We start from the raw sequence: 12,985 nt of genomic DNA on the forward strand, positions 1-12,985 counted from the left end.
CGGATGATTTATTTAGATTATGCAGCGACAACGCCGATTTGTGAGGAGGCTCTTAACGTATATCAGAAGCTCAGCATGGATATGTACGGAAATGCAAGCAGCCTGCACGATGCAGGAGGAAAAGCAAATCACATACTGGAGTACTGCCGTGAAAAAATCGCCAACATCATTGGCGGTGAAGCAAGCGGCATCTATTTTACAAGCGGCGGCACTGAATCTAATTTTCTGGCCATTCAATCATTGCTAAACGGCCTGCCAAAAACGAAAAGACATTTTATTACGACCGCCATGGAGCATCAGTCTATTCAAAACTGTGCTGCATATCTGGAACAGCATGGATTTGATGTCACCATCATTCAACCGAATGAATACGGGCTTATTACCGAGAAAATATTAGCAGCTCATATCCGTCCGGAGACAGGCTTGATATCGATTCAGCATGCCAATTCTGAAACCGGGATCATTCAGCCCATTCAACGTCTGTCTTCATACCTGCATAACAGGGGTATTCTTCTTCATTGCGACGCTGTTCAAACGTTTGGGAAAATTCCTATCAATACAGAAGATTTGGGAGTAGATGCACTCTCAATATCGAGCCATAAAATCCATGGACCTAAAGGAGTGGGTGCGGTCTATATCCGGCCGGATGTCCCTTGGAAACCCGTTTATCCTCTCACTACTCACGAACGAGGATTCAGAGCCGGCACCGTAAATGTTCCCGGGATCGGAGCCTTCACTGCCGCGGCGGAATGGATCGTAAGCGAAATGGAAAAACAGATATCCCGCAATAAGGCATTAAGAACATACTTTCTAGACCAAATCCGTATGCGGTCTCTCCCTGTAACCCTTGCGGCAGATACTTCACAAACAGAATGTCTTCCGCATATTGTAGGGTGTTTTTTTCACTCATTTGAAGGACAATATGTTATGTTAGAATGTAATCGGAGCAATATTTGCATTTCAACGGGCAGCGCTTGTTCTGCCGGTTACCACGGTCCGTCAGCAACGATGAAAGCATTAAGAAAAACGGAACAAGAGGCTCTGCAATTTATCCGCATCTCTTTTGGCAGGCATACAACAGCTGACCAGCTGGATCAGTTATTACATACGTTTACAATGCTTTGGGAACAAAAGAAAGGAGAATTTGATATTGACCGAGGAATTAAAGCTTATGGGCGCCAACAGGCGTGACCAGCTTCTTCTGTGGCTGAAGGAATCTACATCACCTCTGACAGGAGGAGAACTCGCAAAAAAAGCAAACGTTTCAAGACAGGTTATTGTACAGGATATATCGCTCTTGAAAGCGAAAAATGAACCGATTATCGCCACAAGCCAAGGATATGTATACATGGATGCGGCCGCTCAGCAGCACCAGCAGGCGGAAAGGATCATAGCATGTCTGCACAGTCCTGAACGGACAGAAGAGGAACTGCAGCTCATCGTGGACGAAGGCGTTACAGTGAAAGACGTAAAAATTGAGCATCCCGTTTACGGAGATTTAACTGCAGCCATCCAAGTAGGCACCCGGAAGGAAGTTAGCCATTTCATTAAAAAAATCAATTCTACGAATGCTGCCTACTTGTCACAGCTGACCGACGGCGTGCATCTACATACATTGACAGCATCTGATGAACACCGCATCGATCAAGCATGCCAAGCACTCGAAGAAGCCGGCATTTTAATTAAAGACTAAAAAAAGCCCTCTAGAGGGCTTTTTTATAATTGGTAGGACTGGTATGCACCCAAAAGCTTCACTTTGCAGCCAAGCGCTTCAAGCTCCTGCATGGCTCCTGGAATCAATACATCATCAAATGCTTTCTCAATATCAATAATAAAGAAATAATGGCCTAATCCCGTTTTAGTCGGACGTGACTCAATTTTTGACAAGTTTAAATTCCTCCAAGAAAATGCAGACAGCACTCTATGCAGCGCCCCCGACTGATCATCCTGCGGAAGCATGACCATTAAGGTCGTTTTCGGCCTGGAACTCAATTTTGAATTCACTTCAAAAGATATGTTTTCATCCGGGGACAGGATAACAAATCTTGTATGATTGTCCCTATAATCCTGTATATCCCGTTTCACGATTTTTAATTCGTATGTAGAAGCTGCCATATCATTGGCAATGACCCCGATATTCAGCTCGGGATGGTCACTGACAAACTTTGCTGCCGCCCCGGTAGAATTGGCGTATTCATATGGAACGGAAGGAAATTGACGATGGAGAAATTTATGGCATTGCGCAATCGCGTGTGAATGTGAGTAAATTTTGTCGAGCTCTTTCCACGCATTCTCTCTAGAGGGATGGACGAGCAAATGCTGATGAATCGGCAACGTCATTTCACCCACGATTGGCAAGGGCTGTTCATGTATTAAATAGTCTATTGTCAGATTTACTGATCCTTCTAATGCATTTTCCAAAGGAACAAAAGCGAAATCAACTTCGCCTGCAACTGCCGCATCTATACACTCCGGAATGGTGCGGTAAGCCACATGTTCGGCGCCGTTTTGAAAACAAGAACTGACTGCTAGATGTGTAAATGTAGCTGCTGGACCTAAATAACCGACTTTCATGACGATTTTCTCTCCCTTATGCACCTGAACCTAATATTTCAACCTTTTCTACAAAATCAAACTTCCTGAGCTTATTCATTAATGTATGAATGTCTTCTTCCATTGCAGACGTACTGATAGACAGTGTCACATTTGCTCTCCCTTGAAGCGGAATGGTCTGGTGAATGGAAAGAACGTTGCTACCAGAATCAGCTACCGCCTGAAGGAGCTGAGATAACGCACCTGACCTGTCCTCTAAATGAAAGAAAAGTGTGATAATTTGTTCTTTAACCATAGTGTAGAATGGAAAAACAGCATCTCTGTATTTATAAAATGCACTTCGGCTTAAATCAACCTTTTGAACGGCATCTGCTACTGAGTCTGCTTTTTTTCGATCAAGCAGCTTTTTGACTTCCAACGTTTTTCTCATTGCATCGGGCAATACATCTTCACGGACAAGATAAAATGTCTCCTCTTTCATTTGCATCTCCCCTTTAAAATAGAGAGCCTGACACCAGGCTCTCTTCTCAGCCAACTTTCATTAATCAATAAATTCAAATTCAAATTCAAGAAGCCTGATAATATCTCCATCCTTGGCTCCGCGTTCTCTGAGTGCTTCATCAACACCCATTCCGCGCATCTGTCTCGCAAACCGTTTAACCGATTCATCACGTGAGAAATCAGTCATCTTGAATAATCGCTCAAGGCTATCTCCTGAAAGCACAAATACACCGTCTGGATCGCGTGTAATGTTAAATGGCACTTCTTCATTTTCCATCGTGTACATGACACGGTTTTGTGTAAGCTCTTCCTCATCATACAGCGGGAACTCCGGTGTGTTCTCAAGCTGATTGGCAACCTCAAACAGAAGCTCGCGAAGGCCTTCTCTTGTCACCGCGCTGATCGGGAATACCGGATAATCATCCGTCAGTTTTTCTTTAAAGGCTTCAAGATTTTCTGCAGCCTCCGGCATGTCCATTTTATTTGCAACGATAATTTGCGGACGCTCAGTGAGTCGCAGATTGTACTCGCTCAGTTCCTGATTAATCGTGACATAATCATCATACGGATCGCGGCCTTCTAAGCCGGACATGTCAATGACATGAACAATAACTCGTGTCCGTTCAATATGGCGCAAAAACTGATGGCCAAGTCCGACGCCTTGGTGTGCGCCTTCAATCAGTCCTGGTAAATCTGCCATTACAAAGCTGCGTCCGTCATCCGTTTCAACCATACCGAGATTCGGCACAAGCGTTGTAAAGTGATAGTCCGCAATTTTCGGTTTTGCAGATGAGACAACAGACAGCAACGTCGATTTTCCTACGCTCGGGAACCCGACAAGTCCGACATCTGCAAGCACTTTTAATTCAAGAACAATGTAGCGTTCTTTTCCCGGCTCGCCGTTTTCTGAAAGCTGAGGCGCGGGATTAGCCGGTGTAGCAAAGCGGCTATTCCCTCTTCCGCCTCTTCCGCCTCTTGCAATGACAGCCCGCTGTCCGTGCTCTGTTAAATCAGCGATGACCTGTTTTGTATCATCGTCTGTCACAACGGTGCCCGGCGGAACTTTAATGACCATATCATCAGCATTTCGTCCGTGCTGGTTTTTGGACATGCCATGCTCGCCGCGAATCGCTTTAAAGTGTTTTTTGTATCTAAAATCCATCAGGGTGCGGAGACCTTCATCCACTTCAAAAACGACGTCTCCTCCCTTTCCTCCGTCGCCGCCGGCAGGGCCGCCTTTCGGCACATATTTTTCACGGCGAAACGCAACCATCCCGTTGCCGCCGTCGCCGCCTTTTACATATACTTTGACCTGATCTACAAACATAATGTCCTCCGTTCTAACCGTTAAAAACTCCGCTAGTCCAATCCAATTTCAATCAGACATTCGTGACTTGTGATTTTAAAACGCATGATATCAACTTCCTCATATCCATTCTGCCGAATATCATCAAAAGCAGATGGATCGGCAAAGGCGCCGTGGAAATCAAGGTATAGAATCAATTGTCTGTCAGGATGATCTGTTTGGAGCGAAACCGTTAAATGGTTTTCACTCTCTCTGCTGACCGCTTGATCAAACAAATCAAACAGCTTTCTCATCAGTTTCGCCAGCTTTTGGTCATAAGCCGACAAATCCTTAATTTCTCCAAGAACTTCATATTCAAGCGTCATATAATGGGTTTTCCAATTAAATGTAAGAAAATCAAACGCCAAATGCGGTGTTTTCAGGTTTGAGAGCTTTGATTCGTGCTTTGCGTCTATAACCATTTCTTCAATCATTTCAAAGACGCGATCATACTTCTGTAAGCTTAAGTTTCCTTTAATCAGCTGCAGCTTATTCATCCAATCATGCCGGGAATGGCTAAGCAGATGAATCAGTTCGTTTGTTAATGCCGTGTCGCTTATATTTTCTTCTTGATTTTTTGAAACATCCTTCATTTTCGCACTCCCAATCATTTAATTTCTTATTTAGGAGTCTGTATAAGTGTGTATTATGAATTATAACAGAGAAGGCTTTGTTAGAAAAACAATTGTTTTTCCCAGAAATATCATGTTCCTTTTTTCTGGCGCTTTGGTTGATTTGCAGCCAGGCAGAACATTTTATGTATTACTGCTTGGGGAACATATCCAGTGGGTTTGAGATGTTTATTCTCATTCTTGGCGGGGTCTGCTCGCACATACTCTGCATTTCATTCTAGGTGTTTACTCCGCGTATTGCAAAAAAAACTCCAGTCATCAACGACCGGAGTTTTTTGAATCATTATTGAGCTACAGGATATACGCTCACTTTTTTGCGGTCACGGCCGAAACGTTCGAATTTAACAGTTCCGTCGATTTTCGCAAATAGAGTGTCATCTCCGCCGCGGCCCACGTTTTCACCTGGGTAAATTTTTGTTCCGCGTTGACGGTAAAGGATAGAACCGCCTGTTACGAATTGACCGTCAGCACGTTTAGCACCTAAACGTTTAGCCTCAGAGTCACGTCCGTTCTTTGTAGAACCTACTCCTTTTTTAGAAGCGAAAAACTGAAGATCTAATCTAAGCATGTAGCTCACCTCCTATATTATGTTTGTGGTCACACGCAAGTTGTCTTTGTAATCTCGTTCGATTGTCTCTAGCGAAACAATCATGCCTTCAATCAGCAGCTGAGCTTTTTGGCGCGCATCCGGATCAAGAGATTCAGGAAATTCAAAATAAAAATAACCCCCGTCCTCTCCTATATCAAGAAGCGGCTCGAAGCCTGCGAGCACAATGACCGCGTTAACGGCTCCAAACACAACGGCTGTCACTCCGGCACAAACAAGATCTTGTCCATGTTCAGCAAAATTCGCATGGCCCGTCATTTCAAAAGACAATATGCCTTTATCATGAGACCTTCTGATTGTTGCCTGAATCATGCTTACGCGTTGATTTTTTCGATCGTCAATTTAGTGTAAGGCTGACGATGACCTTGTTTTTTATGAACGTTTTTCTTTGCTTTGTATCTGAAAACAGTGATTTTTTTCGCGCGGCCTTGTTTTTCAACTTTAGCCGTTACTGTCGCGCCTTCAACTGTAGGGTTGCCGACTTTCACGTTGTCTCCGCCAACAAACAAAACGTCTTCAAAAGTAACTGTTTCACCTGCTTCAGCAGCAAGTTTTTCGATGTAAACAGTTTGGCCTTCTTCAACTTTGATTTGTTTACCGCCTGTTTTAATGATTGCGTACATTCTCTGCACCTCCTATTAGACTAAGACTCGCCAGATACCAGGGGGCTGTAAAAGCTCTTAACACCTGTACTGAGCGGTTGTAGCAATGGTGCTACATCCATAACATTAAAAAATATATCAAAATACAAGGCGTTTGTCAATCAGTTTTAGTAAGGCAGCAGCAGTTCCTCCATGGAGGAATTCGTCCGCTTATCGGCAAAGTAAGCGTGCAACACTTCATTCTCGTCAAGCTGGCTGAGCTTCTCGCCTGATTTCTCAATAATAATTGGATGTTTGCAGCCGCGTTTGAACTCGGCCATCACGTGATAGACTTTATCCTCCGCCTTTACTGTCAGCGGCAGAAGTTTCTCAAGGTCCCGGTTTTTCCCATAATACCTTTCAAGAAGAAATCTCACATGGATATAGTGCCTTTGCCTATATTCCTCAAACAAAGAAACAGCCAGAAAGACAAACAAAACCCATGCGCTGATTTGCAGAGGAATCACAAATAAAACCCAGCACCCGAGCAACAGGCAGAAGCAGAGCGACGTTTTTAGATTGAGCCGGTGAGCCTTTTGAAAGGGCAGCTGTTTGGAAAACAATAAAAATAACAGTTTTCCGCCATCCAGCGGCCAAATCGGCAGTAGATTGACAAATAAAATAGAAAGATTATAAAAGGTGAAGAGTTCAAAGGTATGCTGATGAATCACTGAGGCTTCTGCAAGCATCCAGGCAGCAACCTGAAGCCAGATGTGCTGAAGAGGGCCGGCAATAATGACCGCAAATTCTTCCTTTAACGGCCGATTCCCGTGCTCTTCCACTTCAACCGTTCCGCCAAACGGCAGCAAAAATACACGCTTGATTCTCCAAGAAAAAAACACAGCCAGAGCAGCATGCCCCAGCTCATGAATCAATACAATCAGGAGCAGACATAATAATGCTTTCATATGGCCTGTGAGCAGCCCCAGCGCCGCAATAATCCAAAGAAAAGGATGCACATGGATCTTTAAGATAAGGTCGAGCCATTTATTCAAATGAAATCACCTGAATCGGATCAATAAATTTATCGCCGTCTTTCATGGCAAAATAATAGACCCCTTTATTATGATCATCAAGCTTAATTGAACCAAGCTTTTTGCCTTTATCCACAAAATCATATAAAGCAACATCCACATCTTTGAGCTCGCCATAAATACTGTAGGTGTTGTCAGCATGCTGCACCTTAACCGTCAATCCCGTCTGGCTGTCTTTGCTGACTTCAACCACATAGCCTTCCTTTACGCTATCAATCGTATCGCTGCTTGTTTCAACTTTAATTCCTTCCCCATTGTTCTGAAAATCCTGCTGTACTTTCCCGGATGCAGGCGCGACCAGATCTTTGCTTACTTCAACCTGCTGTTCCTTATCTTTGTGTTCAGGAGCCAGAAAAGCAAGCGGATTTCCAAATTTCGTTTCAAACCAATGGCTTGCCGAAGCAAATTGAAATTCAGTTTCGAAAGTTTTGGCAACTGCGGGTTTAATCTGGCTGGCAGGTCCAATGTTTGTTTTATAGGCTATAGCCGAAACGAGAACAAGGCAGGCCGAAAGAAGACATTTCAGGATAATTGAATCTGTTTTCACCAATGGGTGTTTTCCGTTGAATGTTGGCATGTTATCTTCGTAGACCGGAAGTGTTCCATGCTTTTCCTGATCCGTTACCATCACCCAGGACGGGGGTTTCTGCTTTTCAGAAACTGTCTGAGTAGAGAAACGTTTTGAGCCGGAAAGCTGTTTTCTTCTTTTCTCTAATCGTTTTCTGATTTCATCTGCTCTGTGACTCATTGCCATCATCCTTTGCATTCGTTGGGTTTGTACATCATATGTCTTGTCCATGGCAAATATTCGGTTTAGTCAGGAACAAAGCAGACAAAAACAAAAAAACCTGACACAGCATTTGCTTTGTCAGATTCTTCTCTTTGATTCTATCACATTAAGATCTTACGCCGAAAAATGACTTAATCTTAGCCATCATTCCTTTGTTTTGCTCTTCAAGCACTTGTAAAGGAACAGATTCACCTAAAATACGGCGGGCAATATTTCGATATGCAATGGAAGCGCGGTTTTTCGGGTCCATCGCAATCGGTTCGCCATGATTGGAAGCTTTAATGACTTCATCATCATCAGCCACGATTCCGAGCAAATCGATCGACAGATGCTGTACGATTTCGTCGATATCCATCGTGTCACCGTTTTTCATCAGGTGATTTCTGATTCTGTTTACAACAAGCCGCGGCGATTCAACATTTTCTTCTTGCTCCAGCAGCCCTATAATACGGTCAGCATCACGAACGGCTGAGATTTCAGGCGTAGTGACCACAATCGCTTTATCAGCTCCGGAAACGGCATTTTTGTACCCTTGCTCGATTCCCGCAGGACAGTCTATGATGACATAGTCAAATTCCTGTTTGAGCTCTTGGACCATGTTTTTAATTTGTTCAGGAGCAACAGCTGTCTTATCGCTCGTTTGAGCAGCAGGCATTAAATAGAGCAGATCATCAAAACGTTTGTCTTTTACGAGCGCCTGATGCATTTTGCATCTGCCCTCTACAACGTCTACAAGATCGTAAATAATTCTATTTTCAAGACCCATTACAACATCAAGGTTGCGCAGTCCTATATCAGTATCCACTAAGCATACGCGCTTCCCTAAAATGGCTAAGGCGGTACCGAGGTTCGCAGATGTTGTTGTTTTACCTACTCCGCCTTTTCCCGAAGTTATTACGATAGCCTCACCCAATTCACATTCCTCCCTCAAGCCTTGTTAGATCAGGTCTTAAATGAGCCAAATGTTGAAGGCGTTCAATGACCATATTTCCGTCTGTATCTAAATAAGCACATTCCATTTCGTTCCCTTTTTGAATGTGGTCTGGGGAGCGATTTAACACATGATTGATTCTTAATTGTGTCGGCAGCATTTCAGAGGCGGCGATGACCGCTTGATTATTTCCGTTAAAACCGGCGTGCGCGATTCCTTTCAGGGAGCCCAGAACAAAAATGTTCCCTCCGGCCCTGACTGTTCCGCCGGGATTCACATCACCGATCAGGAGCAAGTCGCCTTTTACCTGCAGCACCTGGCCTGAACGGACAATTTTTGAAACAGAAATAATTTCGGCTTCCTCTTTTATCCGCTGTGCTTCTTTTTTAGTAATGACTTCACTGTCAATAGAATGAACAAACAAATCTTTCTTTGACGCAATCAATTCAGTCAGCTGTTCCTCTTGCTCCTTATATAAAAAGCGATTTCCCAGCTTAACATGGACGCTGATTTTCTGGCCTTTTCCATCGGTATATTGTTCAATTGACAGCATATTCTGAAGACCATCGAGAAGCTCATCAAAAGAACACGCATCATCCAGATGCAATGTTAACCCATTCTTTGTTCCTTTTATCGTTACATATTGCTGCTTTTTGGTCTTCACAATATTCACCTCAACAACATACTCATTTCGTCAAAAAAAGATAAAATCCTTTTTACTCATCTCTCAATTCTTTCTTTAGACTCATAAAAAATAATCTAAACGGCAGAACAAGAATAAGAGCTGCTACAATATTCAATAAAATTGTCGGTATAAACCGGTCAAGCACAAATCCGTTAAACGTCATAATATCTTTATGAATCAAAGACTGAATGCCGAATACGTAAAATTCGAGCAGACAGACAGCCAGAACTGCTATCAATATCACTACAAATGCGTTTGTATGCAGCACTTTAAACGCTTTTGAAGCCAAATAGCATAGCCCGGCAAAACCAAACATGTAAACACCTAATAGACTTGTATAGTTCATGTCATATAGAAAACCAAATATAAATCCGTAAATCATCGCGTGTTTTTGGTTGATAAAAGCCGACATGAATATCAATACAAGCATCAAAAAACGCGGAGCGAGCACTTGGTCGTCTGTAACGAAAGGAAAATGCACCAAATCTGTAAAAATGCTTTCCGCAGAAAAAACAAGCATCATAACGAAAGGGAGAAGGAAACGTTTCACGATCCTTCCTCCTCTGTATCGACAGTCGGCACGTCACGGTTAACAACGATCACATTATTTAAATCGGTAAGGTCAGCCGCAGGTTTTACATAAGCAACCTTCGTTAATCCATAGGAATCTGACTCGATATCAGTCACTTCACCGATTGTCAGCCCTTCTGGGAAAACACCGCCTGTGCCTGATGTTTCAATAAGATCGCCTTTTTTCACGTCTTGTTTATCCTTACGCTCAATAATTGTCATCTTAAGACGTTTTTTCTCTTTGTCATACCCTTCGATCAAGCCGTAGCCTTTGCTGCCTTTTTTTCCGGAAATTTTCGTCGCGACTCTGTTATTGCGGTCAGTATCGCTTAAAAGCTGAACAGTTGAAGTGAAATTGTTCAGTCCGGAACTTTTGATCTTGCCGATTAATGCGCCTTTTTCGTTCGTAACGGCCATATCTTTCGCTACGTTTTGCTGAGTCCCCTTGTTAATGGTGACCTGTTTCGCCCAATTATCAGGGCTTCTGGCGATGACCGTTGCCAAAATCGGCTTGTAATCCTTAATCGATTTGACATGGCCAAGCTCGGCACGCAAGGATTTGTTTTCTTCTTCAAGCTCTTGAAGCTTGGCTTCATATTGTGTCTGTCCGTCAAGCTTTTCTCTCAGACGCTCGTTTTCTTTGTATGTGTTTTTTAAATCATTGATGTTCTCAAATATTCCTGCAAAAAATTCGGCAGGCGTATGAAAAATATTTTGAAATACTCCCGTCGTATCGCCGATCACTTTCTCAGGCCAGGTGGTATTGCGGCCGCCCTTCAGCGAAAATCCAATCATAGCCACCAATATGATAATACACAGAAGTAATAGCATTAACCGCTTATTCGGCATCGTGTTACACCTCTTCTATTGAACTCCCGATTATCTAGTTTTCCCTTTGAAAAGATGGATGTGCTCCAGTGCTTTCCCTGTTCCGATCGCTACACAATCAAGCGGATCTTCGGCGATAAGGACCGGCATTTTCGTTTCTTCGCTAATGACTTTGTCCAAATTGCGAAGAAGCGCTCCGCCGCCGGTTAACACTATACCTCTGTCCATGATATCTGCTGCAAGCTCAGGCGGTGTTTTTTCGAGTGTGCTCTTCACGGCTTCAACAATTGTAGATACAGTGTCGCGTAGAGCGTTAGAAATCTCTTTTCCTGTAATTTCGATTGTTTTCGGCAGACCTGTCAGCAGATCGCGTCCGCGGATTTCCATGTTATCGGACTCTTCAGGAGCTTCTGCAGATCCGATTTCCATTTTAATCGCTTCAGCCGTACGGTCACCGATCATCAGGTTGTATGTTTTTCTGATGTAGTTGATAATCGCGTCATCCATCTCATCACCGGCTACGCGGATTGATTGAGACGTTACGATGCCTCCGAGGGAAATAATCGCAACTTCTGTCGTACCGCCTCCGATATCAACAACCATGCTTCCAGTCGGTTCCCAAACTGGCAGATTGGCTCCGATTGCTGCAGCAAATGGCTCTTCAATCGGATACGCGTCACGCGCTCCCGCCTGTCTTGTCGCATCGATAACAGCGCGTTCTTCAACAGCTGTAATACCTGATGGAACACATACCATTACATATGGTTTTCTGGCAAACATGCCTTTATTTTTAATGGCCTGATTGATGTAATATTTCATCATCGTCGCCGTTGTTTCATAATCAGCGATAACGCCGTCTTTCATCGGGCGCAGAGCCACCACGTTGCCCGGTGTCCGTCCAATCATATTTTTCGCATCATTTCCGACAGCAACAATCGATTTCGTATCCGTCTGCAAAGCGACAACTGACGGCTCTCTCACAACAATTCCTTTTCCTTTTACAAAAACAAGCGTATTCGCAGTTCCAAGATCTATACCAAGGTCTCTTGCACCAATTCCAAACATATGTATGTATCTTCCTTTCTTAAAGCAAAAATACCCTAAAGGGAAAAACTCATAAACTCTATTATAGCTTAATTCGACGAAAAAAAAAGTGTTACAAATATCCTTTTTCCTTTAAACTCACAAATTTTTTGTCCCCGATCACCAAATGGTCGAGCAGCTCGATGCCAATCAGGTTTCCGCATTCAAACAGCCGTCTTGTCACTTCAATATCTTCCCTGCTCGGCGTCGGATCTCCAGAAGGATGATTATGAACACAGATAAAGGAAGCGGCAGATCGTTTAAACGCTTCTTTAAACACCTCTCGCGGGTGGACAATAGATGAATTCAGGCTTCCGATAAATACGGTGCGTTTATGGATGACTTGATTTTTTGTATTTAAGTATAAACAGACAAAATGCTCCTGGGTTAAAAAGCGCATATCCTCCATGACAAGATTAGCGCCGTCTTCCGGGGAGCGAATGACGAAATGTTCTTCGTTGGCTAATTTATGAATCCGGCTTCCGAGCTCAACTGCTGCCAGTATTTGAATCGCTTTTACCATACCGATTCCCGGGATGCTTGACAGCTCTTCAACCGATGCTTCCTTCAGCAGACGCAGCCCGTCAAAAGAGCGCAGCAGCCGGTTTGACAGCTCCAAAACAGATTCGTGTTTAGTCCCTGTCCGCAATAATATAGCCAAAAGTTCATGATTCGCTAAGTTCTCGGCTCCGACTTTCAGGAGCCGTTCTCTTGGCTTTTCTTTCGTTGGGAAATCTCTGAGTTTTAATGGCAGATCGTGTATGACCAAGCACTCCTTTTCTTTC

Annotated in this window: 17 protein-coding genes, 1 pseudogene and 1 other annotated feature; of the genes and pseudogenes, 3 read left to right on the top strand and 15 right to left on the bottom strand. The window is 43.6% G+C overall.

Annotated features, from left to right (window positions below; genetic code table 11):
- Nucleotides 1–3: 3 nt before the first annotated feature.
- Both JQX68_RS14040 and JQX68_RS14045 read left to right on the top strand, forming a co-directional pair.
- On the top strand, nucleotides 4–1,191 hold the full coding sequence (locus JQX68_RS14040; RefSeq protein ID WP_136654294.1) for an IscS subfamily cysteine desulfurase: 1,188 nt from the start codon (nucleotides 4–6) through the stop codon (nucleotides 1,189–1,191).
- On the top strand, nucleotides 1,151–1,693 hold the full coding sequence (locus JQX68_RS14045; protein ID WP_069149991.1) for a transcription repressor NadR: 543 nt from the start codon (nucleotides 1,151–1,153) through the stop codon (nucleotides 1,691–1,693). The genes JQX68_RS14040 and JQX68_RS14045 overlap by 41 nt, the downstream gene beginning before the upstream one ends.
- Before the next feature lie 23 nt (nucleotides 1,694–1,716).
- Here JQX68_RS14045 and pheA read toward each other — a convergent pair whose 3' ends face one another.
- The 4 genes from pheA to spo0B are packed head-to-tail and all read right to left on the bottom strand — an operon-like array spanning nucleotide 1,717 to nucleotide 4,992.
- Nucleotides 1,717–2,574: a prephenate dehydratase gene (pheA, locus tag JQX68_RS14050; protein WP_040082272.1), complete on the bottom strand. Its 858-nt coding sequence runs from the start codon at nucleotides 2,572–2,574 to the stop codon at nucleotides 1,717–1,719.
- 16 nt (nucleotides 2,575–2,590) lie between these two features.
- A complete protein-coding gene (gene thrR / locus JQX68_RS14055; RefSeq protein ID WP_003222630.1) occupies nucleotides 2,591–3,034 on the bottom strand; it encodes a transcriptional regulator ThrR in 444 nt (147 codons plus the stop codon).
- 60 nt (nucleotides 3,035–3,094) lie between these two features.
- Nucleotides 3,095–4,381, bottom strand: coding sequence for a GTPase ObgE (gene obgE, locus JQX68_RS14060; RefSeq protein ID WP_014664841.1), 1,287 nt, complete (start codon nucleotides 4,379–4,381; stop codon nucleotides 3,095–3,097).
- A gap of 32 nt (nucleotides 4,382–4,413) precedes the next feature.
- A complete protein-coding gene (gene spo0B / locus JQX68_RS14065; RefSeq protein ID WP_014664842.1) occupies nucleotides 4,414–4,992 on the bottom strand; it encodes a sporulation initiation phosphotransferase Sop0B in 579 nt (192 codons plus the stop codon).
- Nucleotides 4,993–5,069: 77 nt separating this feature from the next.
- Here spo0B and JQX68_RS14070 point away from each other — a divergent pair.
- Nucleotides 5,070–5,194: pseudogene (locus JQX68_RS14070) on the top strand (hypothetical protein).
- A 120-nt stretch (nucleotides 5,195–5,314) separates the two neighbouring features.
- Here the strand turns inward: JQX68_RS14070 and rpmA are convergent.
- The 11 genes from rpmA to radC form a co-directional block, all read right to left on the bottom strand.
- On the bottom strand, nucleotides 5,315–5,599 hold the full coding sequence (gene rpmA / locus JQX68_RS14075) for a 50S ribosomal protein L27 (protein WP_003222623.1): 285 nt from the start codon (nucleotides 5,597–5,599) through the stop codon (nucleotides 5,315–5,317).
- Nucleotides 5,600–5,611: 12 nt separating this feature from the next.
- Nucleotides 5,612–5,950, bottom strand: coding sequence for a ribosomal-processing cysteine protease Prp (locus JQX68_RS14080; RefSeq protein ID WP_014477547.1), 339 nt, complete (start codon nucleotides 5,948–5,950; stop codon nucleotides 5,612–5,614).
- A 2-nt stretch (nucleotides 5,951–5,952) separates the two neighbouring features.
- Nucleotides 5,953–6,261 (bottom strand): 50S ribosomal protein L21, encoded by a 309-nt coding sequence (gene rplU, locus JQX68_RS14085; RefSeq protein WP_010330275.1) that lies wholly within the window; start codon nucleotides 6,259–6,261, stop codon nucleotides 5,953–5,955.
- 13 nt (nucleotides 6,262–6,274) lie between these two features.
- Nucleotides 6,275–6,350 (bottom strand) — a sequence feature (ribosomal protein L21 leader region).
- Nucleotides 6,351–6,407: 57 nt separating this feature from the next.
- Nucleotides 6,408–7,274: a stage IV sporulation intramembrane metalloprotease SpoIVFB gene (spoIVFB, locus tag JQX68_RS14090; RefSeq protein ID WP_014664844.1), complete on the bottom strand. Its 867-nt coding sequence runs from the start codon at nucleotides 7,272–7,274 to the stop codon at nucleotides 6,408–6,410.
- Nucleotides 7,267–8,061, bottom strand: a complete 795-nt coding sequence (gene spoIVFA, locus JQX68_RS14095) for a stage IV sporulation protein SpoIVFA (RefSeq protein WP_014664845.1) — start codon at nucleotides 8,059–8,061, stop codon at nucleotides 7,267–7,269. Before spoIVFA ends, spoIVFB begins: the two co-directional genes overlap by 8 nt.
- 148 nt (nucleotides 8,062–8,209) lie before the next feature.
- Nucleotides 8,210–9,016 (bottom strand): septum site-determining protein MinD, encoded by an 807-nt coding sequence (minD, locus tag JQX68_RS14100; protein WP_014664846.1) that lies wholly within the window; start codon nucleotides 9,014–9,016, stop codon nucleotides 8,210–8,212.
- A gap of 1 nt (nucleotide 9,017) precedes the next feature.
- Complete coding sequence (gene minC, locus JQX68_RS14105) at nucleotides 9,018–9,698, bottom strand: septum site-determining protein MinC (protein ID WP_014664847.1); 681 nt, start codon at nucleotides 9,696–9,698, stop codon at nucleotides 9,018–9,020.
- A gap of 52 nt (nucleotides 9,699–9,750) precedes the next feature.
- Entirely contained in the window at nucleotides 9,751–10,269 is a 519-nt protein-coding gene (gene mreD / locus JQX68_RS14110) for a rod shape-determining protein MreD (protein ID WP_014664848.1), read from the bottom strand.
- Nucleotides 10,266–11,138 (bottom strand): rod shape-determining protein MreC, encoded by an 873-nt coding sequence (gene mreC / locus JQX68_RS14115; protein WP_040082268.1) that lies wholly within the window; start codon nucleotides 11,136–11,138, stop codon nucleotides 10,266–10,268. Before mreC ends, mreD begins: the two co-directional genes overlap by 4 nt.
- 30 nt (nucleotides 11,139–11,168) lie before the next feature.
- The gene (gene mreB / locus JQX68_RS14120; protein WP_003229650.1) at nucleotides 11,169–12,182 is read right to left on the bottom strand and encodes a cell shape-determining protein MreB; all 1,014 of its coding nucleotides are present in this window, start codon (nucleotides 12,180–12,182) and stop codon (nucleotides 11,169–11,171) included.
- A 91-nt stretch (nucleotides 12,183–12,273) separates the two neighbouring features.
- Nucleotides 12,274–12,969, bottom strand: coding sequence for a RadC family protein (gene radC / locus JQX68_RS14125; protein ID WP_014664850.1), 696 nt, complete (start codon nucleotides 12,967–12,969; stop codon nucleotides 12,274–12,276).
- Nucleotides 12,970–12,985: the final 16 nt, after the last annotated feature.

Source organism: Bacillus sp. LJBS06 (genome assembly GCF_016924995.1).
In the GTDB taxonomy this organism is placed as follows: Bacteria; Bacillota; Bacilli; order Bacillales; family Bacillaceae; genus Bacillus; species Bacillus stercoris.

Coding starts and splice junctions, on each gene's coding strand:
- JQX68_RS14040 (WP_136654294.1), top strand. CDS start 4: ATGATTTATTTAGATTATGCAGCGACAACGCCGATTTGTGAGGAGGCT.
- pheA (WP_040082272.1), bottom strand. CDS start 2,574: ATGAAAGTCGGTTATTTAGGTCCAGCAGCTACATTTACACATCTAGCA.
- thrR (WP_003222630.1), bottom strand. CDS start 3,034: ATGAAAGAGGAGACATTTTATCTTGTCCGTGAAGATGTATTGCCCGAT.
- obgE (WP_014664841.1), bottom strand. CDS start 4,381: ATGTTTGTAGATCAGGTCAAAGTATATGTAAAAGGCGGCGACGGCGGC.
- spo0B (WP_014664842.1), bottom strand. CDS start 4,992: ATGAAGGATGTTTCAAAAAATCAAGAAGAAAATATAAGCGACACGGCA.
- rpmA (WP_003222623.1), bottom strand. CDS start 5,599: ATGCTTAGATTAGATCTTCAGTTTTTCGCTTCTAAAAAAGGAGTAGGT.
- JQX68_RS14080 (WP_014477547.1), bottom strand. CDS start 5,950: ATGATTCAGGCAACAATCAGAAGGTCTCATGATAAAGGCATATTGTCT.
- rplU (WP_010330275.1), bottom strand. CDS start 6,261: ATGTACGCAATCATTAAAACAGGCGGTAAACAAATCAAAGTTGAAGAA.
- spoIVFA (WP_014664845.1), bottom strand. CDS start 8,061: ATGAGTCACAGAGCAGATGAAATCAGAAAACGATTAGAGAAAAGAAGA.
- mreC (WP_040082268.1), bottom strand. CDS start 11,138: ATGCCGAATAAGCGGTTAATGCTATTACTTCTGTGTATTATCATATTG.
- mreB (WP_003229650.1), bottom strand. CDS start 12,182: ATGTTTGGAATTGGTGCAAGAGACCTTGGTATAGATCTTGGAACTGCG.